At 37.8% G+C, this 24,324-nt stretch carries 15 protein-coding genes and 2 tRNA genes; 12 read left to right on the top strand and 5 right to left on the bottom strand.

The window, feature by feature from the left end; all coding sequences use genetic code 11:
* Nucleotides 1–354: 354 nt before the first annotated feature.
* Together CRO54_RS21250 and CRO54_RS21245 are read right to left on the bottom strand one after the other, a co-directional pair.
* Nucleotides 355–499: transfer RNA gene (locus CRO54_RS21250), tRNA-Asp, on the bottom strand.
* 76 nt (nt 500–575) lie between these two features.
* Nucleotides 576–685, bottom strand: a tRNA-Asp gene (locus CRO54_RS21245).
* 215 nt (nt 686–900) lie between these two features.
* On the opposite strand from CRO54_RS21245, the gene CRO54_RS16290 reads away from it, so the two are divergent.
* The 10 genes from CRO54_RS16290 to CRO54_RS16245 all read left to right on the top strand — a co-directional run bounded on the left by CRO54_RS16290 (nt 901) and on the right by CRO54_RS16245 (nt 12,024).
* Nucleotides 901–1,377, top strand: coding sequence for an Lrp/AsnC ligand binding domain-containing protein (locus CRO54_RS16290; protein WP_097133156.1), 477 nt, complete (start codon nt 901–903; stop codon nt 1,375–1,377).
* Nucleotides 1,378–1,466: 89 nt separating this feature from the next.
* Nucleotides 1,467–1,862, top strand: a complete 396-nt coding sequence (locus CRO54_RS16285; RefSeq protein ID WP_097133155.1) for a response regulator — start codon at nt 1,467–1,469, stop codon at nt 1,860–1,862.
* 4 nt (nt 1,863–1,866) lie between these two features.
* Nucleotides 1,867–2,946 (top strand): sugar transferase, encoded by a 1,080-nt coding sequence (locus CRO54_RS16280; RefSeq protein ID WP_097133154.1) that lies wholly within the window; start codon nt 1,867–1,869, stop codon nt 2,944–2,946.
* 10 nt (nt 2,947–2,956) lie between these two features.
* Nucleotides 2,957–3,637 carry a TolC family protein gene (locus tag CRO54_RS16275; RefSeq protein WP_097133153.1) on the top strand — a complete coding sequence of 227 codons (681 nt, stop codon included), beginning with the start codon at nt 2,957–2,959 and terminating at the stop codon, nt 3,635–3,637.
* Nucleotides 3,638–3,644: 7 nt separating this feature from the next.
* Complete coding sequence (locus CRO54_RS16270) at nt 3,645–5,801, top strand: GumC family protein (protein WP_097133152.1); 2,157 nt, start codon at nt 3,645–3,647, stop codon at nt 5,799–5,801.
* 8 nt (nt 5,802–5,809) lie between these two features.
* Nucleotides 5,810–7,267 carry an O-antigen ligase family protein gene (locus tag CRO54_RS16265; protein WP_138765867.1) on the top strand — a complete coding sequence of 486 codons (1,458 nt, stop codon included), beginning with the start codon at nt 5,810–5,812 and terminating at the stop codon, nt 7,265–7,267.
* The gene (locus CRO54_RS16260) at nt 7,251–8,450 is read left to right on the top strand and encodes a glycosyltransferase family 2 protein (protein ID WP_171047965.1); all 1,200 of its coding nucleotides are present in this window, start codon (nt 7,251–7,253) and stop codon (nt 8,448–8,450) included. Before CRO54_RS16265 ends, CRO54_RS16260 begins: the two co-directional genes overlap by 17 nt.
* Nucleotides 8,451–8,554: 104 nt before the next feature.
* Entirely contained in the window at nt 8,555–9,754 is a 1,200-nt protein-coding gene (locus CRO54_RS16255) for a glycosyltransferase (protein ID WP_097133149.1), read from the top strand.
* A 12-nt stretch (nt 9,755–9,766) separates the two neighbouring features.
* Complete coding sequence (locus CRO54_RS16250; RefSeq protein WP_097133148.1) at nt 9,767–11,095, top strand: lipopolysaccharide biosynthesis protein; 1,329 nt, start codon at nt 9,767–9,769, stop codon at nt 11,093–11,095.
* Between the two features lie 14 nt (nt 11,096–11,109).
* On the top strand, nt 11,110–12,024 hold the full coding sequence (locus tag CRO54_RS16245) for a glycosyltransferase family 2 protein (RefSeq protein WP_097133147.1): 915 nt from the start codon (nt 11,110–11,112) through the stop codon (nt 12,022–12,024).
* Between the two features lie 211 nt (nt 12,025–12,235).
* Here CRO54_RS16245 and CRO54_RS16240 read toward each other — a convergent pair whose 3' ends face one another.
* From CRO54_RS16240 to CRO54_RS16230, 3 genes are all read right to left on the bottom strand, one after another.
* A complete protein-coding gene (locus tag CRO54_RS16240; RefSeq protein ID WP_097133146.1) occupies nt 12,236–16,237 on the bottom strand; it encodes a non-ribosomal peptide synthetase in 4,002 nt (1,333 codons plus the stop codon).
* On the bottom strand, nt 16,238–21,055 hold the full coding sequence (locus CRO54_RS16235; protein WP_097133145.1) for a type I polyketide synthase: 4,818 nt from the start codon (nt 21,053–21,055) through the stop codon (nt 16,238–16,240). It abuts the gene before it with no gap.
* Nucleotides 21,056–21,171: 116 nt separating this feature from the next.
* The gene (locus CRO54_RS16230; RefSeq protein ID WP_097133144.1) at nt 21,172–21,978 is read right to left on the bottom strand and encodes a glycosyltransferase family 2 protein; all 807 of its coding nucleotides are present in this window, start codon (nt 21,976–21,978) and stop codon (nt 21,172–21,174) included.
* Nucleotides 21,979–22,017: 39 nt separating this feature from the next.
* Between CRO54_RS16230 and CRO54_RS16225 the strand changes: the two genes are divergently transcribed.
* Complete coding sequence (locus CRO54_RS16225) at nt 22,018–23,574, top strand: lipopolysaccharide biosynthesis protein (RefSeq protein ID WP_097133143.1); 1,557 nt, start codon at nt 22,018–22,020, stop codon at nt 23,572–23,574.
* Nucleotides 23,571–24,302, top strand: a complete 732-nt coding sequence (locus CRO54_RS16220; protein ID WP_097133142.1) for a glycosyltransferase family 32 protein — start codon at nt 23,571–23,573, stop codon at nt 24,300–24,302. Before CRO54_RS16225 ends, CRO54_RS16220 begins: the two co-directional genes overlap by 4 nt.
* The last annotated feature ends 22 nt before the right edge of the window (nt 24,303–24,324 follow it).

Below are 24,324 nucleotides of genomic sequence, written 5' to 3'. Positions count from 1 at the left end.
TCTTGCCAACATAATTTAAAGGCGGGTGTGATCACCCGCCTTTTTTGTTAAAATGATTTTATACTTTGATATGTTTTGAAATATTATCAGAGTTTTCCTTAAAAAAATATATAAATGATTATTTCGTACATTTGACCCTGCGTTTGTATATGCTTCTCGTCATTGCGAGGCACGAAGCAATCTTTAGATAATTACACTCGCTTTAAGATTGCTTCGTGCCTCGCCATGACGAGGTGTTTAACATATTTCGAGCAATAATGAAACGCAAAGTTTGATCTTTGAAAAAATAATGAAAATAAAAAAAAGCGATTCAATCCAGAACCGCTTCCTTAACTAACTTATTATTTATAAAAATGGCTGTTGGGGAAGGAGTCGAACCTTCAAGGGGTAGTTAGCTACAGTTCAAAAATTAATTTGTGGTCAACCCATAAACTGCGTTTGTCCCATGATCCCCACCACCGAGACAAGGAGGTGTGTCTGCCAATTTCACCACCCAACATTGTTTTAATTTTCAGTTTCCAATTTTCGGTTTTCAGTTGGGTAACTGCTAACTAAAAACTGTTAACTGCAAATTGCTGTAGGGGAAGGAGTCGAACCTTCATAGAGTGGTTGTGCCGTTGCCGGATTTCCCATTTCCTCTACCACCGAGACAAGGAGGTGTGTCTGCCAATTTCACCACCCTACATTTTAGTTTTATAATTTCAAGTTTTCAGTTTCCAATTGGCAGCTGTCAAAACTGCGAATGATTTGTTGGTAACTGTAAATCGCTTATGCCCTCTGGCGTTTGCTTGAAACAAATATAGAACAATTAAATAGTTTGTTGCAAATATTTTAATGATTTAATTTTATTTTTATTATATTTTCATTTATATTTATAAATACTTAACAAAAATGTAATTTATGCTTAAAAAGGAATCTCAAAATTTAGAAATTGATAACCTCGACATTCAGATACTGACCCAACTGATGCACGATGCTACCAAACCGTATACTGAAATAGCAAAGGAACTGATTGTTTCTGGCGGTACAGTACACGTAAGAATGAAAAAATTGGCGGACATGGGTATCATCCGAGGTTCACATTTAATTATCGATCCAAGAAAAGCAGGCTATGATATTACCGCTTTCCTAGGTATTTATCTGGAAAAAGGATCTCTTTATAAAGATGCTGTTGATCAATTGAGCAAAATAAAAGAAGTGGTAGAGTTACATTACACAACTGGCGCTTACAGTATGTTCGCAAAAATTACCTGTAGAGATACCGATCATCTCCGTCATGTACTTAACGAAGAAATACAAGCGGTTAAAGGTATTCAGCGAACGGAAACCCTAATTTCTCTAGAAGAGAGTATCAAAAGGCAAATTGAGTTGATTTAAGCTTCGTAATATCACAAAAAGGAGTAAAAATTGATTTTTTATTAATAGCTTAGTTCATTCTAAGTTTTTATTGAAAATTTACCTTAAATATGCCGTCTCCAAATTTTAAAACAAGTCTAGATAAAAAACTGATTTTGTTGGTTGATGACGAGATTACCGTACTCAAGCTTTTAGAGTTTATTTTAAAGAAAGATTACAATTTAGTAATTCATAACAACGGTTTAGAAGCTATTAGCTGGATGGACGAGGGGAATATGCCCGATCTGATCATCTCAGATTTGGAAATGCCTTATGTAGATGGGCTTGATTTTGTGAGAAGTTTAAAAACTAGTGGCTACTATCGTGATATTCCTATTATATTGCTCTCTGCTGCCTACTCATTAGATGATTTAGTGCAGAAACTTCCATACAATTTTGATTTATTGATGCCGAAGCCATTTAATCCTGCGAAGTTGAAAGAGACCATTCAGAACCTGTTAAGCTAGAACGATGGAAGTACAAGAAAATACCTCATTTGGCATGCCTCAATCTAGGGTTAATATTATTTATTATGCTAACAAATATGATGCTGATATTGCGACTGCATTTGGTGATGGAGGAACGGTTAGAAAAGCTAGTAGTTTTGCCAACTTATTCGAAACGGTAACCAAACTATCGGTTTACGAGCTTGATGTAAGTATTTTGGTAGAAGTACAGCCAAATGAATTTAATGAGGCTTTAGGTTTGGTAGAAAGGTTAAAGAAGAATTGGTTAAGTAGAAATTTGGTGGTTATCTTTTTATTAACCGAGAAAGATCCAGCTATTTCTGCAGCAGCTTTTGCAGCTCGTGTGGCCGATTGTTATTCGCCAGAGATTGCTTTTGCTGATGTGAAACTAAGGCTTCAATTTTTATCGGCATATAAAATCCTTAACGAACAATTAAAAGATTTACCAGAAGCTCCCTTAAAGCAATATAAAGCGCCATTTGCCAAGCGATTCTTGGATTTGGCTATTTCCATCAGTGCATTTATCGTTTTAAGTCCATTGCTGATTATCATTGCTATTCTTATAAAATTAGATTCTAAAGGACCTATATTTTATACAAGTAAGCGAGTAGGCACTGGTTATAAGATATTCGATTTTTACAAGTTTAGATCGATGCGAGTAAACGCAGACAAGGAAGTAGAAAACCTTAAAGCTACTACAGCCAATCAGTACGGAGATTCTGCATTCTTTAAAATGAAAGATGATCCTCGTGTTACCAAGCTGGGTAATTTTCTAAGAAATTCGAGTATTGATGAACTTCCTCAATTATTTAACGTTATAAAAGGCGACATGTCTATTGTAGGTAATAGACCTTTGCCTTTGTACGAAGCAGAGCAATTAACCACTAACGAGTGGTCGATGAGGTTTTTGGGTCCTGCTGGAATTACTGGCCTTTGGCAAATTATTAAGCGAGGAAAAAGTGACATGTCTGATCGAGAGCGTAAAAAATTGGATAATTTCTACAACAAGAAGTTTTCAATTTGGTTAGATTTGAAAATTATTTTGATGACAGTCCCTGTACTTCTCCAAAAAGAGAAGGTATAATATATAATCTATGACAATAAAAAGGCTTTTTATCTTATTGCTACTCTTAGCAGCTAATGTGCAAATTCATGCGCAAGAAGATATTGCAAGCCAAATTAATCCGCCTTTGCTACAGAAGTACGTAGATTTAGCTAAAGAATACTATCCGAAAAGGAAAATGTATAAGGCTAGTGAGCTAAGTGCTAAAGCGAAAATTGGAACTGCTAAAGCGGGATATTTAGAGTCTTTAAACGCATCTTATTTTTACCGCCCAAGTAATGGAACTATTCTGGATGTTAATAATCCTTACTCCATTAATGGATTTCAATTTGGCGTAAATCTAAATTTGGGTTTATTTTTTCGTACGCCATCTTTAGTAAAACAAGCTAGAGAAGAATACAATTCGGCTTCTTATTTAACAAAGGAGTATGATATTTTATTGGAAATAGATGTTAAGGAAAGGTATTTTGAGTATTTGCAATGGTTTAACGATCTTAAAGTAAAAAATCAAGCCTATATTGATAACAAAGCAGCCAGTGATGGGCTTCGTTATAAATTTGAAAAAGGTGAGGTTTCTCTAGATGTGTATACCAAGGCAAAATCACTTACTTCTACAGCAAGTTCAGAAAAATTGTTGGCAGAAGTAAATATGCTAAAAGCTAAAAGCTCGTTAGAAGCTTTGCTTGGCAAAAAAATGGAGGAGGTGAAATAAGAAGGGTATGAATATTAAAGAGTTTTTAAATCTTATTGCCAAATATAAATGGCTCATTATCGCTATTCCGGCAATAACGCTCTTTGTTACTTTTCTGTTTGTTAAAAATCTTCCTAAACAATATAAGTCGCAGGCAAAACTATCTACGGGTTTATTAGATCCTTCCAGGCAAGTAGCGCCAGACGTACCTTCTTATTCTGGTCCAGATCTTTTGATCAAAATTAACCAGCAGTTTACCAACATCATGGATATCATGACCATGCCAAAAAACATGAGTATTCTTTCTTACCGTTTGATATTACACGATCTAAAAGATCCTAAAAAAGCTTTTCAGGTGCAAAGCGATGATATAAACGCTTTAACTGCGGAGCAAAGGCAGGCTGCTATTTACGGATTTGAAGATCGTATTGCTAAAAAAAAGGTACTTACTCCATTTGATAATTATGATGATGTGAAGTATTACAACCTAGTGAAATCGATGGGTTATGATGCGGCTTCTTTAAGCAAGAAAACTGCCATTAGCCACGAAGATAACAGTGATTTTATTACGGTAGAGTTTACTTCAGAAAATACATTAATGTCTGTATTTGTGGTAAATACGCTTTCTAAAGATTTTATCAATAACTACAGTTTCGATTTAATTAGTAATAAAAACCAGTCCATCCTAGTTTTAGATTCTCTCTTGCAAAAGAAAGATTCGGTAATGAACAATAAAAACCAGCAACTTAAAGAATACAAGATTAAAAATGAGGTGCTGAATTTGGATAAGCAATCAGCTATTGTTTATCAGCAGATTATTGATTACGAGAACAAGAAATCTCAAGCTATTATCGATTTGCAATCGCTACAGTCGGCGCTGAACAATGTAAACAACAAGTTGAATAACCCTGCTTTAGATAAGTATTTAGGGGCTGATGTTTCGGCAGATAATCAAGCGGTTATTGTACTTAGAAACAGGGTGCAAGCAGCAAATGAAGAGTATATTGATGGAGGTTTTAAGCCTTCTGCAAAGAAAAAAGTAGACTCATTGCAACAGTTGCTCACTGCGCAGTTGGTAAGGTCTAATGATCAGTATGTTGCCGACCCTACGGTTGCTAAGCAAACTTTGGTTCAAAACCGAATTTCAATTGGTATCGACTTAGAAAAAACGAGGGGAAGTATCCAAGATATTGACAGAGAATTGGCAAAATTGAATGCAAAGTTCTCTGGTATGGTGCCATTTGACGCTGGTGTGCAAAAATTTGAGCGTGATGCCGATGTGGCTACCAAAGAATACTTGGATTTATTGAATCGATATAATCAAACTAACCTCGATAAAAACATTGGTTTGAGATTACAATTGGAGCAAGAAGGTGTGCCAACCACCGCAGAACCATCTAAAAAGCTTTTATTTATGGCTTTAAGTGCCATTGCAAGTTTTGCCATTTGTTTCTGTTTACTTTTTGTTATCCATGTACTAGACCATTCTATCAATAATAAAAAACAACTTGTTGCCGCTACTAAAGAAAAAGTAATTGGCGAGCTCAACTACATTAAGCCAGAAAATAGAGATATAGATGATATCTGGAAAAATGGCGAACGTAGCAAGGAAATGCTTACTTATAAAAATCTGCTTCGTGAGGTTCGTTTCGAGATTGATGAAGCTTTGTCTGTAGGCAAACATAAGGTGTTGGGATTAACAAGGTTGCATCCAGAAAACTTTTCTGTTTTTTCTGCAGTAAGTTTGGCTTATAGCTTTGCAAGATTGGATAAGCAGATTCTTTTGATTGGAAATGCTGAAATGGCACAAGAAATTCAGAAGTGGAACATTCCTACCCATCAATCGTTAAAAACAGTGCTGAGTACACTTACGCTTCAGAAGAATAATCTCATTACCTTTTTAAATAAAGATTTAGATGGAGATTCGCTTCTAGAGAATAAAGATAGTTCTGGAGTTACCCAGATTTTTAATAGCCTTAAAGACGAATTCGATTTAATCATCGTCTATTTAGATGCCGTAAATAGTGTGTCTGATGTGAAAGAATGGATTCTGTTTACCGAAAAATATGTAGCCACCTTTATGGCTGGTAATTCGTTAAGCGACGGAGATAAAGAAGCCATCAAATTTTTAAAGAACGACAGTAAATTTATCGGTTGGCTCATCAACGGTGTTAAACGCAAGTAAGTAGTTTTATGCTTAGGAATCTGCAGCTACATATTGCCGATCATAAGAAAACGATACTATTTGTTTTGGTAGCGTTAAGCCTTTCTGTTTTGGTGGCTGGTTCTACAGCACGCTATGGTTTTTTGGGGCCAATGTTGGTGTTGGCTGCTGCTGGTGCTGGCGCATTTTTAATAGCTTCGTTTACTAATCCCCGTGTTGCTTTTATAGTCTATTTTGCCTATTGTTTTGTACTGGGCTTTGTTGTTAAAACTTTCTTAAATATTCCGGTTGGTTTAGCTATGGATGCCATTTTACTGCTCACCTGGGCTAGTCTTTTGGTAAACATGAACAAGTTTAATTGGAAGGCGCTAAAGAACGAGCATGTGATGCTGTCGCTGATTTGGTTCGGCATCAGTATGTTGCAAGTGTTAAATCCCTATGGTGGTAGTTTTACGGGTTGGTTTAACGAGCTTCGTTTTACGGCATTAAGTTGGTTGCTCACTGCGCCAATCGTATTTTTGTTATTTAACCGAATGGTTGATTTAAACCGTTTCATTGGTTTTATCTTCTTCTTTTCATGTATTGCCGTATTGTATGGCATGAAACAATTATATGTTGGCTTAAGTGCTGGCGAACAGGCCTGGCTAGATACCGGAGCAAAGGTTACGCACATTTTAGGTGGCAAGCTGCGGGTATTTTCTATCTATTCAGATGCTGGACAGTTTGGTGCCTCGCAGGCAATTATGGCCGTAATGGCAATGGTATTAGCGATGGGGCCATTTTCACTTACCAAGAGAATTATTTTCGGTGCAGTTGCACTCATTACTTTATATGGAATGGGTGTATCGGGCACTAGGGGAGCTTTATTTGCTTTAGTAGCGGGATTGGCTTATGCGCTTTTCTTAAGTAAAAACTTTAAAGTATTGATTATTGGCAGTGTCTTCGCTTTAGGTGGTTTAGGCGTACTTAAATACACTAAAATTGGGGATGAAAGTTTCCAAGTTAGACGTTTGCGTAGTGCGTTAGACCCCAAAGATGCTTCTTTTAACGTAAGGATCATTAACCAAAAGAAACTAGCCTACTTACTGAAAGATGAACCATTTGGTGCGGGTTTGGGAATGAGCGGCATGAACGGTACCACTTACAATGCAGATAAGCCAATTGCCAATATCCAGCCGGATAGTTATTGGGTTAAGGTTTGGGTGATGTATGGGGTAGTTGGTTTACTGATTTGGTTTGGCATTAACTGTTACATTATTGGAAAATGCAGTGGTATTGTTTGGCAGTTGAAAGACCCCAAACTGAAGACGAAGATGATTGCCCTAACCTCGGGTACGGTTGGGTGCTTTATTTGTAGTTACGGCAACGAGGTGATGAACGCGATCCCCTCGTCGGTGATTATGTTTATGTCGTGGTCGTTCGTATTTATCGCCCCTTGGTTAGATACTCCTAGAAAACAATTAGATGCTGATGGAAGTGATTTATAATATGATTGATGTGCTATTCTGGATATTGGGCATATATTTGGTGCTCAACTGCTTTTACTTGGCTTTTTTTGGCTTAGTTGGTTTATTGCCCTTGCGTAAATCAAAAAAGGAGGCAAACCGTCACAGAAAAATCGCCGTATTGTTTCCTACTTATCAGGAAAATGTAGTCATTGTAGATAGTGTTAAAATGGCATTGAAACATCAGTACCAAGGTGATTTTGAAATTGTGGTTATTGCTGATGGCCTGCAGCCCGAAACGTTGGTAACATTAAAGGAATTGGGTGCCAAAGTGATTGAGGTTTTCTTTGAGAAAAGCACCAAAGGTAAGGCGATGCAGTTTGCCATGAACCAATTAGCAGGAGAAGGTTTCGAAATAGCGGTGGTGTTAGACGTGGATAACATCATGAGCGATGATTGCTTAAGTTATTTGAACGGTGCTTTTGAGCAGGGTAAAAGAGTGGTACAAGCCCATCGTGTGGCAAAAAATATGGACAGCTCATTCGCCTTCTTGGATGCTTGCAACGAAGAAGTGAATAACCATTTGTTCCGTAAAGGACATGCGATTTTGGGATTGTCACCAGCCTTAATTGGTTCGGGGATGGCTTTTGAATTTACCTACTTCCGTGATTTATTAAACAACATTGGAGAAACCGTAGGAGAAGACAAACAGCTCGATTTCATGATTGCCAAAGACAAAGTAAGCATTGCCTATTTAAATGATGTTTACGTATACGATGAAAAGATTGAGAATGCCAAAGTATTTACCAAACAGCGTACAAGGTGGATTGCTTCGCAAGTAGAGTTTTTAAAGAAATATGCTTTCGAAGGATTTGTACAACTATTTAAAGGCAACATCGAGTTTTTCAATAAAACCTTACAAACTTTTTTAGTACCTAGAATGTTGCTGCTGGCACTACTTTTTGTATTGGCTGTCCAATCTTTTTTTAATCCCTTTGGACCAACTAGGGAGTTTTGGATTGGTTTATTCATCAGCCTTTGCTTCACCTTAATCATTTCGATACCAAGAAGATTTTATGCAGATAAAAGATTGTACGTGGCCTTGTTTCAAATTCCAAGAGCTATGTTCGGGATGGTTATCGCGTTAGCCAGCATTGGCAAGGCTAAAAAATCGTTTATGGTTACACCACATAGTAGTAAACCTGTAGAAAAGGAGAACGTATAATTATGCCTTTAGAATTGCTTCTTATTCCCGCAATAGTTTTTGGTATCCTCGGTTTTGTGAGGGGTGTAAGTGCTTATAAACGCGTTCAAGATAAATCTTAAAACATGGCTATTATCGAAAACAGAGATATTATTGTAGTTGGGCAACAGCCATGGGATACTCCTATCGGAAGTAACTGTAAAGATATTGCATTAGAATTTAGTAAACACAATCGGGTGCTTTACATCAATGCACCTTTAGACCGTCGCACTAAATTTCAGCAGGCAGATACAGAAGGTGTAAAAAAGCGAGTACGTGTAATCAAAGGAGAAGAAGACGGGTTGGAAGAAATTGCGCCTAATTTTTGGGTTTTTTATCCTGATGTGATTAACGAATCCATCAATTGGGTGAAGCCCACGCTGGTTTTCCGCATCCTCAATAAAATCAACAACAAGCGATTTGCCAAGTCTGTTAAAAAGGCCATTCAACGTTTAGATTTTAGGAATTTCATTCTATTTAATGATAGCGATATGTTTAGAAGCTATCATTTAAAAGAACTTTTAAAGCCGGCAACCAGTATTTATTATTCGAGAGATAATTTAATTGCTACGCCTTACTGGGGTAAACATGGGAAAAGCATAGAACCAGATTTGATTAGGAAGAGTGATTTGTGTGTGGCTAATTCTGTGTACCTGGCTAATTACTGCAAAAAATATAATCCTAACTCATTTTCTGTAGGGCAAGGCTGCGATTTAAGCACTTTCAAAAATGATGATAGTGTCGTTGTTCCAGAAAGTTTGACTGCAATTCCGAAACCAATTTTGGGTTATGTAGGTGCGTTGTTAAGTATCCGATTGGATGAAAATATATTGATTCATTTAGCGGAGCAGAAGCCAGATTGGAACCTAGTTTTAGTTGGTCCAGAAGATGAAGATTTTAAAGCCAGTAGACTTCATCAGCTCAAGAATGTTCATTTCTTGGGGCCTCAAAAGCCAGAAACTTTACCGGCGTACATTAAAGGTTTTGATGTTTGTTTAAATCCGCAGGTGCTTAATCCCCTTACTATTGGTAATTATCCGCGTAAAATAGATGAATATTTAGCCATGGGTAAACCAACTTTGGCTACCAAAACCGAAGCCATGAGCGTTTTTGAGGGCTATGTTTATATTGCAGAAACCAAAGAAGAATACGTTGCGCTAGCAGAGAAGGCATTGGCCGAGAATAGCACAGACCGAGAAAATGAACGTATTGCCTTTGCACAAACTCATACCTGGGAAAAAAACGTGGAAGAGATTTACAAAGCAACTGCAAGGGTAGAAAAGTAGCATTACAAGGAAGTGGCATACGGAATTAAGCAATTAAATAACAAGCATACTTTATCGTTAGCAAGTAACATTCTAACAGCAGTAACTGGCTTGGTTATTTTTGCTGTTTTGAATCGTGTGCTGTCTTTAGAAGCCAACGGAGTTTGGATTGTTTTTCAGTCTACTTATCTCTTGGCGGATACCTTTCGGTCGGGTTTTTTAAGCACCGCTTTTATCACCTTTTACGTAGGCAGAAATCCAGCTGATGCATTAAAAGTAGTTGGCTCGGCCTGGTATATAGGTGCAGTTATCACCTTATTTTTTTTGTTGCTCAGCATTCCAGGTTACTTTTTGTCTCAACATATCCACGATGTGGGTTTTTCTCTTTTTACCAAATGGTTTGGGCTAGCTTTTTTGGCAAGTTTGCCTTACCTTATGGCTACTTGCATTTTGCAGGCAGAAGAGCGTTTTGATAGATTGTTGGTACTACGTTTAATTAATCAGTTTTTTTTCATAGCTGGCATATTGACCTTTTATTTTGTTGGCGAAATGCAAATAGAACATGTTGTTTACGCCTACATTGGTTCGCTTTTAATTAGTAGCTCATACGTATTGCTAAGTGGTTGGTCTAAGTTCAACTCCATACGTCATCAAACCAAAGAAAACATTCAGGAACTTTATCATTTTGGTAAATATAGCGTAGGAACAATTTTAAGCACCAATCTTTTTCGCACTATTGATATTTACGTCATCAATCTTTTTTTAGCACCTTCTGCAGTTGCCATTTACAATCTTGGCTTAAGGTTAATTGAGGTTATTGAAATTCCGATGAGAAGTCTAATTGCCTCTGGAATGCCAATGATGGTGACTGCTTTTAACGAAGGTAAACCGAAAAAGGTCATCGATATCATGAGCAGATTTATCGCTTTGCTTACCATAGGGATGGTTCCTATAATTATAGGTGTAGTCGTTTTGGCCGATATTCCAATTGCATTAATTGGAGGTGGAAAATTTGTAGGCACCGAAGCGGCAAACGTACTTAGAGGATTTATCATTATTGCTTTGCTGTACCCCACAGATCGATTTATGGCGCTAACGCTGGATGTAATTAGACAAGCGAAAATGAACTTCTATAAAATATTGGTGATGCTAATTGTGAACCTAGTAGCCGATGTGGCAGCTGTGTACTACTTTGGTAGTATTTACGGCATTGTAGTGGCTGCTATTTTCCCAGTATTGATTGCAATTGTGATGGGTTACGCTGCATTGCAAAGCTACCACAGATTTGGGTTTTTACACTTGTATATGAATGGCTGGAGAGACCTTAAACAAACAATAACCGAGTTTAGAAGCAAAAAATAGCTATATTTAATTCCATGGCATTAACTTCAATTATTACCGTCAACTTCCATCAACCTAACGTCACCATCGATTTGCTGAAGTCTATAGCAAACGCTTATACACCTGAACAGGTTGAAATAGTTATTGTAGATAATGGAGCAGATAAGAATATGGAGTTGATGTTTCAGCCTTATTTTGGTAACATCAAGTATATCCAATCAAAAGAGAATTTAGGCTTTGCTGGTGGCAATAACTTAGGAATTAAACAAGCCAAAGGCGATTACATTTTCTTGTTGAATAACGATACAGAAATTCCAGCAGGCTGTGTTGAGACTATGATTGCAGAAATGGAAACCAACGAAAATATTGGTCTTTTATCTCCTTTATTGCTGTATTTTGAGCAAAAGGATGTGGTACAATATGCTGGTTTTACACCTATGAATTATCTTTTAGCTCGTAACGAATATGTTGGGCAGTTTGATAAAAATGTAGGTCAGTATAATGACAAGACTTACCAAACGGGTTATTGCCATGGGGCGGCGGTAATGTGTCGTAAAACGGATTTGCAAAAAGCTGGTTTAATGGACGAAACCTATTTTCTTTATTACGAAGAGCTGGATTGGTGCGAGAAGTTTATGCGTATCGGCAAGCAGATTTGGTTTACCGGTAAAACCCATGTTTATCACAAAGAATCGATAAGTGTGGGGAAGGCAAGCCCGATAAAAATTTATTTCAATACTCGTAACCGTTTGTTATTCATTCGAAAAAATACGGGCTGGCTAAACACGCTATTCTTTGCTGTTTATTTCTCTCTTGTTGCAGTTCCTAAATCGGTATTAATTTTCTTAATCAACGGGCAGTCGGTATTGGCAAAGTGGGCGCTAAAAGGTCTGTTTTGGAATTATACCCATCAGCGTAATAGTAAGAAATTAGGGATAAAGGTCTCCTGATTTGCATTTAGCTTTAGGACTGCTTTGCGAAGCTCGCTATGGCATACTATTTAAGGTATTATAAATCATGAGTGTTCGAAACACTCTGCTTATTAAAATAAAATAATGTCACCACTTCGTGGTTTATAATTATCTCAACTCTTGTTTCTATAAAAATGTCAGTCCTTCGGACTTTCGATAAATTTGTTTCGAACACTCCTGATTATAAATCCTAAGCTTTATCTAACTCCCTCTGTATTATCTCTGCCGAAGATTTGTCGTTGGGGGCTGTTAAGAAAGTTGCATGATCTCCGTTAATGTAAGTAATCTTTAATCCCTTTGGTGCATAAGGTTTCCAACCCAGATATTTAGGTTCATCTACAAAATAGATACGTTCTTTCACTTTAAACAAATGGATAATGCCATCGTAAGGCTGTAAATCATATCTCATGTAAGCCTCCATGTAAATGTCATTTATTTTATCTTCGAGCGAAACTTGTGCCGCAGTTGCTGTTGGGCTAAAAATCTTGTTGCCTAAGTTTTTAATGTGATTAACCTGATAGTTAACTGTTTTTTGTGGATTTTGTAGAAATTGTCCTCCAAAGAAAAGTAGCTTTTTCGGTTGCCTAAAAACTTTCTCTACTAAAGTAGTGGTACGAGATTTAAGGAAGTTTCTGTTACCGATGTAAGTGTCTACTACTCCGAAAAACTTAACCTCTTTGCCCATTTCTTGCAATTGCTTTGCCATTTCTAGTCCAATAATGCCACCTAGCGAATAGCCGATAAAGGCATAAGGTCCATTGGGTCTATCTGCAATTACCTCATCTACGTACATTTTGGCTACTTCTTCAATCGAAGTAAAGCTTGGTAGGTTGCCATCTAAACCTTGTGCCTGCAAGCCATACACAGGCTGTTCTGCATCCATGTACTTGATCATTGGGTAGAACATGAGCACGTTTAATCCCGAACCATGAATAAAATATACGGGTGTTTTACTGCCCTCAGGTCTAATTTTAACTAAAGAGTTCCACTGGATGTCTTCTCGTTTAGCGGTAGCCAATTCAGCTAATTTCTGTATACTGGGGTATTGGAACAACGACGCCAACGGTAGCTTTACTTTCATTTTACTACCTATTTGCTGCATCACTTGTACCGCCAGTAAAGAATGCCCGCCAAGTTCAAAGAAATTATCAGTGGTACTGATGTCGTCTTTGTTCAACACTTTTTGCCAGATGGCTAGAATTTCCTTTTCTGCTTCGGTATTTGCTGATACAAACACCGGAGTTGCTGGTGTTACTGATTTTATGTTTTTGGCAAGCGTATTTCGATCTATTTTACCGTTTGGTGTAAGCGGAAAAGTGGCTAACGTATAAAAGAAAGCAGGAACCATAAATGCGGGTAATGCATCTTTTAAGGCTGCTTTCCACTGCACTATTTCTTCCTTGTATGAGTTTTCAGCACTATAATTTTGCGGAATGATGTAAGCCACCAATTGTTGGTTACCAGCTTGTAGTTCTACAGCAGCAACTACCGCCTTCTGTATGTTCGGTTGCTTGAGGAGATTTTGCTCTATCTCTTCCAGCTCGATGCGGTAACCTCTAATTTTAATTTGATGGTCTATGCGACCCAAACATTGTATTTTCCCGTTAGGTAATAACTTACCCAAATCTCCGGTGCGATACATGATCGATTGTGTATCTGAAGAGCTTGAATTGGTAAAGGGATTTGATAAATATCGTTCGGCGGTAAGTGCTGGTTTGTTGATATAACCTTTCGATACCCCATCTCCAGCAATGTAAATTTCACCTATTTCCCCGTCTTCAACTTCGTTTAAATATTCATCTAGGAAATAAATTTGTGTGTTGTTTAAAGGCCTACCGATACTGATGATTTCATCGTCAGCCTGTATTTGGTTTATGGTAGAATAAATAGTGGTTTCCGTTGGGCCATAAACATTCCAAAGTGCTTCGCAACGTCGCAGTAAATTTTGTGCTAAATGGTGGCTCATTGGCTCACCACCACATAAAATAGTAAGGTTGTGCTTTTTCTCCCATCCAGCGTCAAGCAGCATTTGCCATCCTGAAGGAGTTGCCTGCATAAAGGTGATGTTTTGCGTATCAAGCAGGTTTAATAATTGTTCTGCATCGCGTACTTCTTCCTTACTAGCAATCATCACTTCCGCACCGGTAATTAGTGGTAAGAATATCTCCACTTCGGCAATATCAAAAGAGATAGTTGTAACCGAGAGCATTTTATCATCCGGCTTGATGCCGAATTTATCTTGTACACTTAACAACAGATTTACCACATTGCGATGGGTAATTTGTACGCCCTTTGGCTTGCCCGTTGAACCTGATGTATGTAAGATATAAAGTAGTTCGTCGGTATTAAAGCTTGGAAGCGCAGTGTGCTCGTCTAACTCATCCAATGAATTGATGATTTGTTCAAGAGTAAGCACTTTCGCAGGGGTTTGCAGTTGATTTCGGTAGGCTTCAGAAATAATCAAATAATCGGCTTCCCCGTCATCTAGCATATATTTAATACGTTCTGCTGGATAGGTGGGGTCGAACGGAAGATAGGCAGCACCGCACTTCAAAATTCCCGTTAATGCAATTACCATAGCAACAGAACGGTCTACCGCTAAGCCAACTTTTTGCCCAATTTCAACACCTTCTAGCATTAATTTTGCCGCAAACTGATTAGATTTTTGTTCTAATTCAGCGTAGGTAATTTTTTGTGCTGTTGTAGAAACCGCAATCCGGGTAGGATATTTTTTTGCAGTTTCACTGATGAAATTTCCAAGCGGTTTATTTGTTGGGTAAGCTGCAGAGGTTTGATTAAGTTGATTTTCCTTCAGAGGCGCTGTATAATCTCCTTTGAGGATATTTCTAATTACAGTTTTTGGTGCTAGCGTTAATTTTTCTAATAAAGAAACATATGCCTGATGGTATTTTTCAATCGTACTTTCTTTAAAAAGGTTTGTATTATAGCTCCATTCTACGTTAAGTTCTTTTTCGCTACCGCTGATATTCAAGAAAATCTCGAAAATTTCGTGACTACGAGGGTTTGAATAAAGTTGATGTGGATTGTTGTTGAAGTTCACACCGTTATCATAACCTAAATCTACATTAAACGAAATTGGGATTAACGGAGTTCTAGATTGGTCGCGTTGTAAAGGCAACTCTTTAACAAGCGAACCAAAAGTGAATCTTTGGTATTCGTAAGCCTCTAAAATTTCTTGATTTCGTGTTTTAAGATAGTCATCAAACGCTAGATCATGTTTAATATGGCTTTTCAATGGCAGCATGTTCACACAATGGCCAACTAAATTGAAGTGACTTGTTGCCGATTGCCCGGCAGTTGGAAGTCCCAGAACGATTTGCTTATTGCCAGATATTTTCGCTAATAAAACTTCGAAAGCAACTAGAAGCGAACTCACGAAACTTACACCAGCTTTTGCACCCATCGACTTTACATTGGCACTTAATTGCTGCGTAATTTCAAAGTCTAACCTTTTCGCATCGTAAGTTTTTATAGCTGGTCGTTCGTGGTCAATGGGAAAATCGAAAGCTGTATGTTCCTTAAACTGATTGACCCAAAATTGCTTATTGCTTTGGTATGCATCGCTGTCACGATAAATAAATTCTTCCTTCGCATAATCACTAATTTGAGTGGTTTCGGCTAAAATTGGAGCTTCATTTTGTGACAAAAAAGTGTAGATAGCAGAAAGTTCCTGAAGCAATACGCCGATAGACCAACCATCGAAAACAATGTGATGGCCAGTAATTACTAAACTCGAATTTTCTTGACCGTTTTCAACTAAAGTTGTTCTAAATAATGGTCCGCTATTGAGATTGAAAACTGTATTTACTTCATTTAAAGCTATCTTTTTCAGTGTCTGATGATATTCTTCGGCTGACGTTTCTACTTTATCTAATTGAAAAGGAATGTCTTCGAAAATAATGACCTGCTCGCCATTTTTACTTATTATCGACCGCAACGCTTCGTGTCTTTTAATAAGGAAATGAAATGCCTTCTCTAATTTATCAGCGCTAATTGGCTGGTTAAATGCTAAGGTAATCGACTCGTTATAAGCCAAACTTGCAGGCGCATCACCAAGCTGTACCGCTACATAAATTTCTTTTTGTGCTTCGGTACTTGGCACCACTTTCGAAATTTCGTTTGCCGTAAATGGATGATGATTTACTGATTTATACAGGTAGTCGGTAGACATTTAATTCAACTCAATTTTTAAATAATTCTCGGGTTCTTTATCATCGGCAATAAACCATGCAGCATTTCCATCTTCGTCTAAACCTAATTTTGCACCATTTACTGGCGGGTTTTCACTAGATAAAAAATGTAAATCGAATTGGTTTCTGTGTTGAGGGATGAGCTTAACCGAAACCAACTCTGCCACACATGCTTCAAATGTTGTGATGATAAAGTCTATATCTTTTTGCAGATGCGCAGTAGTTAAAAAGCAAGGAAATCCATCTAAAATATGAACACCTTTTTCTCGCATTAAAGCGAAAATCAGTTCATAATACGTATAATCTTCCTTGAATTTTATTTTCCATAATGAGCTAAAATGCGCAACAAAAACAGGGATGCTGTAGCGGTTGCAAATTTGGTTCATTTGTTGAGCCAGGTACTTGGTGTGTTCATTTAATTTTTCTTGTAATGCGGGACCTTCTGCTTTAAAATGTAGTAAGGATGCCTTTGCCGCTGCCAATGCCATAGGGTGGCGCACAAAAGTTCCTGCAAAGTAGGTCACGCCAATTTCTGGCATCGAATCGTCGCCGAACTGCCAAAAACCGCCATCCAAAGCATCCATGTATTTTCTGTGACCTGCAATTGCGCCTACAGGTAAGCCACCGCCAATTACTTTTCCGTAAGTTCCTAAATCCGCTTTTACGCCAAATAGTGCCTGTGCTCCACCCGGGTGCGACCTAAATCCAGTGATTACCTCGTCGAAAATCAGAATGACCTCTTGCTCTTCGGTAAGTTTTCTTAGTTTTTTGAGATACTCTACAGGCTGAAATTCTGGCCTGCGACTTTGAACAGGCTCTACCAAAACCGCTGCAATTTCATGGCTGCGCTGGCGGATGATTTCCAAACTTTCGTCGCTGCCATATTCTAAAACCAACATATTTTGCACCGCTTCTGGCATAATACCCGATGCGGCAGGGAAACTCTTCAGTTTTTTTGTTCCTCTAATAAGAACTTCATCGTTGATGCCGTGATACGAACCAGAAAAAGAAACGATAATTGATTTACCACTGGTGGTTCTGGCAATTCGCATGGCTCCCAAAACTGCCTCAGAACCCGTGTTACATAAAGCTGCCCTGTCAAAATTGGTGAATTCGCAAAGCAAGCGAGTAACTTCTCCAGCTAACTCATGCTGTGGGCCAATTTCGTAGCCTTTGTCTATTTGAGCTTTAATGGCATTGGTTAAAATCTCGGGTTGGTTACCTAATAAGTTCGAGCCAAATCCATTAAGTGCATCTACGTATTCATTATTATCCAAATCCCACAGTTTGGCTCCTTTAGATTTAGAAATGACTATTGGGTAGATGATTTCTTTGGTAGCAGGTTTAAAGCCAGAAACCACCCGAGGGTCTGCCATGTGCGCTCTATTTTCCTGCGTAAACTGCTTGCTCGCTTTGGTTTTCTCAACGTATTTTTTAATGAAGCCATCGATAAAAGCCTGCTGCTCGGTATGCAGCTTAGTAACCGATTTCTCTATTTTAGGAGTTGCGCCGAAAGGTTTTTTAAGTTCTTTTGTTTCTTCATCGCTTAACTCTAAGACAAGGTTTCTCGGTGTGCTGTTAAAGGAAACCGCTTGTCCTAAAGCTACATGCTCTTGCTGCGGCTGATTTTTCTCTAAATACGCACTAAGTAAATTTAAAGAGTTGATGTCGGTGTTGAGTTGCCTAAAAGTAATTGGTACATCAAACTCTTTTTTAAGATTGATGGCAACTTGGGTAAGCAATAGCGAATCTAAACCAAGTTCTACAAAGTTGTAATCGGGATTGGCTTGCGCTAGTTCAATTCCTGATGCTCGCTCTAAAATTTCTTTTATCCTGTTAAGTAAAGATGGTTCCTCTGAAAATGAAGTGTCAATTTGCACTTCAGGAACTTGTAATAAGTTGTTTGCTGTTAAAGGTAATGTTTGAACTTTTGGCGTTAACCAAAATCTTTTCTTTTGGTAGGCATAATTTGGTAGCGATAATACTTTTTTAGTAGTATTTGGATATAGCTTATTCCATTCGATATCCTTTCCATTCAGCCACAGCTGCCCTAATATATTTAAGAAATTATGGAGTTCCTCTTCTTCATTTTTAGGGTTTTTTAAACCCGATAATGCTGTAGTGGCGCCATTTTGTTTGGCAAAAGCGCTTAATGCCGCACCCGAGCCAACTTCGAGTAATAGAGTGTTTTCTGTACTAATCAGATTTTCTATTGCCCCGCTGAAGTTTACCGTTTTACGTAGATGATTAACCCAATAATTAACATCTAATGCTTCCGAATCTTTTAACCACTGCCCAGTTACGGTAGAAAGTATTGGGATTTTTGGAACGTGTAATTCAATTCCATCCAGTGCTTTCGCAAAAGGTTCAAGTGCATCTTCCATCATTGCAGAATGAAAAGCATGACTGGTTTTTAATGTTTTCGAAGCAATTCCTTTTTCACCGAGTTCGGCAGCAAATTGTTCTATTTCATTGGTAGGTCCTGCTACTACAATAGACTGCTTCGCATTTACAGCCGCAATTGAAAGTGATGGTGGAACTAAATCAACAATATCGGCGAGCGTTGTTTTTACACTCAGCATAGAACCATTTGGTAGTTCACTCACAATTCTTGCTCGTTGAACGATAAGCTTAATAACATCTTTTAAGCTAAAAATACCTGCAAAGTGAGCCGCAACAAACTCGCCAATACTATGCCCTATATAAGAAGTTGGCTTAATACCAAAATCCTCTAAAAGTTTAGCGAGCGAGTAAGAAATGGCGAAAAGTGCGGGCTGCGTATATTGCGTTTGCTGAAGCTTAGAGTTTTGTTCATCAGCAAATAGTAAATCTATAAAGTTCTCGCCAAGTTGTTGCTCAATCAGTATTGTGCATTCATCAAGCGCAGCTTTAAAAATTGGATAATGCTGGTAAAGTGCTTTACCCATTTGGGCATATTGCGCACCTTGTCCAGGAAAAAGAAAAGTGATGTCTTTTTTCGTCTCTAACAGTTCTTGGCTACTTTCACGTTGCACCGTTAATTGTGAAACTAGTTGCTGATTATCGTTTACAATAACGAAACTACGATAGGCAAAGTCTTCACGAGTATGACGAAGCGTAGCTGCAATTGCTGGTGTTTGAATATCTTTATTTAATGCAAATTGGCTTAACTTTTCAGCATATACTCTGTTGCTTTCTTTTGTTTTTGCCGACCAAGCTACTAATACAGGTTGATTGGTTTCAACTTTTTGTTCTTCCAGTTCGTAGGCTTCTAGAATTAAATGAACATTGGTTCCGCCTACTCCAAAAGAGCTTACTCCAGCAATCTTTCTTTCATTTGTCCACTTGGTTAGTTCTTTATTAACAAAGAAAGGGCTTTCCGTAAAGTTAATCTGCGGGTTTTGTGTTTTAAAGTTGATAGAAGCCGGGATTTGCTTGTGCGTTAAGGCCAAAGCTGTTTTGATAATTCCAGCGATACCTGCGGCATGCGTTAAATGCCCGAAATTGCTTTTTACAGAGCCAATTGCACAATATTGCGTTTTCGTCTGTTCGCCAAAAGCCAAGCTCAATCCTTCAAATTCTATAGGGTCGCCAATTGGCGTAGCTGTACCGTGTGCTTCGATGTAAGAAATCTCCGACGGATTTATATTGGCATCGTGAATAGCCATCGCAATAGTGTTGGCTTGCCCTTCGGCACTTGGAGCAGTGAAACTACCTTTGCCACCACCGTCATTGTTGACGCCAATTCCTTTAATAACACCGTAGATGAAATCACCATCTGCAATGGCTTTATCCAAAGATTTTAACAAAATTGCCCCAGCTCCATCACTAAAAGTGGTTCCTGTTGAATTTGCATCAAAAGGAGCACAGTGACCATCTTTGCTCAGCATAGCCCCTTCTTGGTATAAATGCCCGCTGTTAATTGGCGAAGTAATGCTTACACCACCTGCAATGGCTACATCACAATGGTTGTTGCGGATACTTTCGGTGGCGTCGGCAATAGCTAAAAGTGATGTAGAACAAGCCGAAAATATGCCAACTGCTGGGCCTTTCAAATTAAGTTGGAAGGCGGTTCGGGAGGCAATGTAATCTTTGTCGGATACGGTATTTACGTTGAAACTGCCAACAGCATTTATTTTTTCAGGGTGAGCTAACACGTTGTTAAGGAAGTAGGTATTGTTCCCACAACCTGCATATATTCCAATTATTCCGTCGTATTTGGCAGGGAGATAACCTGTGCTCTCTAATAAATCTCGCGACAGTTCCATGAACACACGGTGTTGTGGATCCATCAATTCTGCCATTGCATTGCTGATGCCAAAAAAGCTCGCATCGAAATTTTCTGCATCATTGATAATTCCTCTCGCCGCAACGTAATCTTTGTCGTTGGTTAAATGTGGAGAGAGGCTGTTATCGAGTTGGTTTTTTTCGAAGAAGGTGACGGTTTCCTTTTTTTGCACAAGATTGTCCCAGAATTCTTCAAGAGTATCAGCGCCTGGAAAACGTAGCTTCATGCCAATAATGGCAACATCTTTATTGATGGCTATTCTATCTTGCTTAGCAAATTTTAAAGTAGGCTTGGTTTGTTTGCCTTCTATGAAGCTTGCTATTTTAGCCGCTGTTGCACCTTGATAAATAACTTTTATGGGCACAACTTTTTGGTGTAGTTGTTTTAGTTGGGCTACAGTTTTTTGAGCTAAAAGTGAGTTTCCACCCATTTCAAAGAAATTATCATCGACACCGATTTTGTCGACTAATAACATTTGCTGCCAAATATTGATGATATCTTTCTCTGTTTTGGAGGTAGGTGTTCTGTACATTTTAAGATAGAATAAAACAACAGGTGTTTGTGAAAATTAACAACTTATTGTTGTGTAAGGTTCTGCGAAGTTGAAAATAATAGATGGATTTTAAGTCAATTAATGGTTAAATGTTTTTACCTTAACCTCTTCCAAACCGTAGCAAAGGCATATTTTGTAAAGTGATACACCGATTCAAAAAAGCCCAATTTTTCACTTTCTCTTAATATTTTCCAAGTAAAACCAATTACTTTTAGTTTGTTAGATGAAACAGAACCCTGCCTTATTCGATATAAAACCAAAGGTTCGTTAATGCCATAACCGCTAAATGGCTTCTTAAAAATATCGAGCCAAAAAATCCAATCTTCGTGGCCTACTTTTTTAAATCTAGTAGTACCGATAACCGTTTTTAAAGTTAATGAGGTTGAAAATATAATCACATTGTGCGATAATAATTGTCGGTAATTTACACTAGTTGGAACTTCAATCTTTCTTGAGATAATTGCCCCCGCTTCATCAATCCTGTTGTAAGCACAAAAGGTCATGGGCAGCGATTGCTCTTCCATATCAGTTACTTGTTTGGCTAGTTTTTCTTTCAGCCAAATATCGTCGCTATCTAAAAAAGCAATGTATTTGCCTTTGGCTTCTTCCAATCCTATATTTCTGGCGTTTGCAACGCCTCCATTTTGCGCTAACTTAATTAGCCGGATGTTGCTATGTTGTTGCGTATATGCTTCAATAACCTTGCAGGTATCATCTTTAGATTTGTCATCGATAACAATCAACTCCCAGTTGGTGTAGGTTTGTTCTAATACCGAATTGATGGTAAGCCTTACAAAGTCTGCCGAATTATAGCAAGGGGTAATTATAGATACTAACGGATTCAATTTTGGTTTTTCGTTAAAATTAAACGTAAAAGATTTAATCTTTACCAAAATACGCATAAAATGTAAGAAACGGTTTGGGTTTTAAACATAAATCGAATGAAAACATTTACTTTAGTGTTGTTATTTATGGATAAGAGACGTTTTGTAGTTAATTTGGTTTCTAACTTCTTTAGTGCGCTATCGGGAGTTGGTATTTCTTTTTTTCTAACGCCATACATTGTAGAGCATTTAGGGAAAGAGGCTTACGGTTTCTTCCCGTTATCAAATAACTTCGTGATGTATGCGGGGATTATCACAACGGCATTAAATTCAATGTCTAGTAGGTACATCACCATCAGTTTAGAAAAGAAGGATATTAAAGAAGCAAACACGTATTTCAACTCTGTTCTTTTCGGAAATATCCTTATTTCGTTGGGCTTTGCTATAGTAAGTGCTCTATTCTGCCTGTTTATAGACAAAATTCTAGATATTCCGAGCAACCTCATTTATGACGTGAGGTTATTGTTCATCTTCATCTTCTTTAGTTTAGTAATCAATGTATCGTCTGCGGTTTTTCAGGTAACGGCTTTTGCACTCAATAGGTTCGATAAACTGGCATTCATCAATATCATTTCTAACGTGCTGAAATTAGGAGCGATTATTTTGCTGTTCTATTTCTTTACGCCACGTATTTATTTCTTGGGAGTTACTACAGCAGCCACGGCGCTTTATATGTTGGTTGCCAATTACAGACTTACCAAAAAATTACTTCCAGAAATAAGAATAGATTGGTCTTTTTTCTCTAAAAGTGCACTTTTTATCATTGTGGGTTCTGGTGTATGGAATTCGATTATGGCAATGGCAAATGTAATTAACACGCAGCTTGATTTGTTAATTGCCAATCATTTTTTCGGTGCATCTGGAATGGGGTTTCTATCCTTAACTAAGTTTATTCCAAATGCTATTTACATCCTTTTAGGCATAATTGTACCCATATTTTTGCCCGAAATGCTGAAGGCTTATGCCAATAGTGATATGACGAAGCTGAAAAAAACTTTAGACCTTTCGTTTAAAGCTATCTTCGTAGTGGTGTTGCTGCCATTATCCGTGTTTTTTGTTTATGGCGAAGTTTTTTTTAGACTTTGGCTACCTACGCAAGATGCGCAAGCACTACATATTTTATCAGTAATTACTTTGGTTCCTTTTATCGTACATGGCACTGTTGAGACGGTTTACCATGTTTTCGTTATTACCAATAAACTACGTATTGCATCATTTTGGGGTATTTTCATTTCGTTCTTCAACTTTGTTTTAGTTATTATACTTTGTAAATACAGTTCTTTGGGCGTATACTCTATTCCTGTTGGAGCCTTAGTGAGTGGCGTGCTTAGCCATTTAACTTTTACACCTTTATATGCAGCCTATTGCTTACAAGAAAGTAGGTGGTATTTCTTTAAAAAAATTATAAGAGGCCTTGCTGGGTTCACTTTATTAATTGCTTTGTGTTACGGTTGGAAACAACTTAATTTATTTGCCTTAGATAGCTGGTTAACGTTTCTCATCAACTCCTTTATCATTGGCGCAATGTTATTGGTAGTCACCTTGTTTATCAATTTCGATAAAACCACAAGGGGGGATATTTTCAGAAAAATTAGACAAAAAGTTAACATATGATAGCTAAGATTATACATTATTGTTGGTTTGGTAGAGGGACGATGCCAGAGTTAGCGCTCAAATGTTTAGAGTCTTGGAAAACGCATTTGCCAGAGTATGAGATTGTAGAGTGGAATGAAGATAATTTCGATGTAAACATGTATCGATTTTCTTCGGAAGCCTATAAGGAGAGAAAATTTGCTTTTGTAGCCGATGTTTGCCGTTTATATGCCCTGAAAAATATGGGTGGAATTTACCTAGATACCGACGTAGAATTTTTGCGGCCCTTAAGCGAAGAAATGCTAAGCCAAGAAGCTTTTACCGGTTTTGAGGACAATTTGCTATTGTCGTCGGCTATTATGGGGAGCGAAAAGGATGGAAAATGGATTAACGATTTGTTGCCTTATTACGATAACCGCAGTTTTTATCTGAAAGATGGTAGTCACGATGTGAATCCGAATACGGAAATCATCACCGAGTTTATGAAGACTAGGAAAAGTGTGAGCATCAACAATACTTTTCAAAAGTTAGATGGCTACTGTACCATCTATCCGAGCGATTATTTTTGTCCAAAAAGTTGGAAAACTTTAAAAATAAAACAAACGCCTAACACTTATTGCATACACCATTTTGCGGGTTCTTGGTTACATAAAAAGCAAAGCTTGATAGGCAAGCTGGCTAATTTTTTGTTAGGCAAGAGAATTGCGAATGCTTGGTCTGAGAAATATCGTAACAAGAAAAAGATTTAACAACATCATCCTATTAAGAGTA

This window comes from Pedobacter xixiisoli, assembly GCF_900215335.1.
GTDB lineage: Bacteria > Bacteroidota > Bacteroidia > Sphingobacteriales > Sphingobacteriaceae > Pedobacter > Pedobacter xixiisoli.
Note: the sequence above shows the minus strand (reverse complement) of the source record. Positions and strands in the feature narration are given on the sequence as shown.

Coding starts and splice junctions, on each gene's coding strand:
- CRO54_RS16265 (WP_138765867.1), top strand. CDS start 5,810: ATGCTTAGGAATCTGCAGCTACATATTGCCGATCATAAGAAAACGATA.
- CRO54_RS16230 (WP_097133144.1), bottom strand. CDS start 21,978: ATGCGTATTTTGGTAAAGATTAAATCTTTTACGTTTAATTTTAACGAA.
- CRO54_RS16245 (WP_097133147.1), top strand. CDS start 11,110: ATGGCATTAACTTCAATTATTACCGTCAACTTCCATCAACCTAACGTC.
- CRO54_RS16285 (WP_097133155.1), top strand. CDS start 1,467: ATGCCGTCTCCAAATTTTAAAACAAGTCTAGATAAAAAACTGATTTTG.
- CRO54_RS16270 (WP_097133152.1), top strand. CDS start 3,645: ATGAATATTAAAGAGTTTTTAAATCTTATTGCCAAATATAAATGGCTC.
- CRO54_RS16280 (WP_097133154.1), top strand. CDS start 1,867: ATGGAAGTACAAGAAAATACCTCATTTGGCATGCCTCAATCTAGGGTT.
- CRO54_RS16225 (WP_097133143.1), top strand. CDS start 22,018: ATGAAAACATTTACTTTAGTGTTGTTATTTATGGATAAGAGACGTTTT.
- CRO54_RS16275 (WP_097133153.1), top strand. CDS start 2,957: ATGACAATAAAAAGGCTTTTTATCTTATTGCTACTCTTAGCAGCTAAT.
- CRO54_RS16240 (WP_097133146.1), bottom strand. CDS start 16,237: ATGTCTACCGACTACCTGTATAAATCAGTAAATCATCATCCATTTACG.
- CRO54_RS16255 (WP_097133149.1), top strand. CDS start 8,555: ATGGCTATTATCGAAAACAGAGATATTATTGTAGTTGGGCAACAGCCA.
- CRO54_RS16220 (WP_097133142.1), top strand. CDS start 23,571: ATGATAGCTAAGATTATACATTATTGTTGGTTTGGTAGAGGGACGATG.
- CRO54_RS16290 (WP_097133156.1), top strand. CDS start 901: ATGCTTAAAAAGGAATCTCAAAATTTAGAAATTGATAACCTCGACATT.
- CRO54_RS16235 (WP_097133145.1), bottom strand. CDS start 21,055: ATGTACAGAACACCTACCTCCAAAACAGAGAAAGATATCATCAATATT.
- CRO54_RS16260 (WP_171047965.1), top strand. CDS start 7,251: ATGGAAGTGATTTATAATATGATTGATGTGCTATTCTGGATATTGGGC.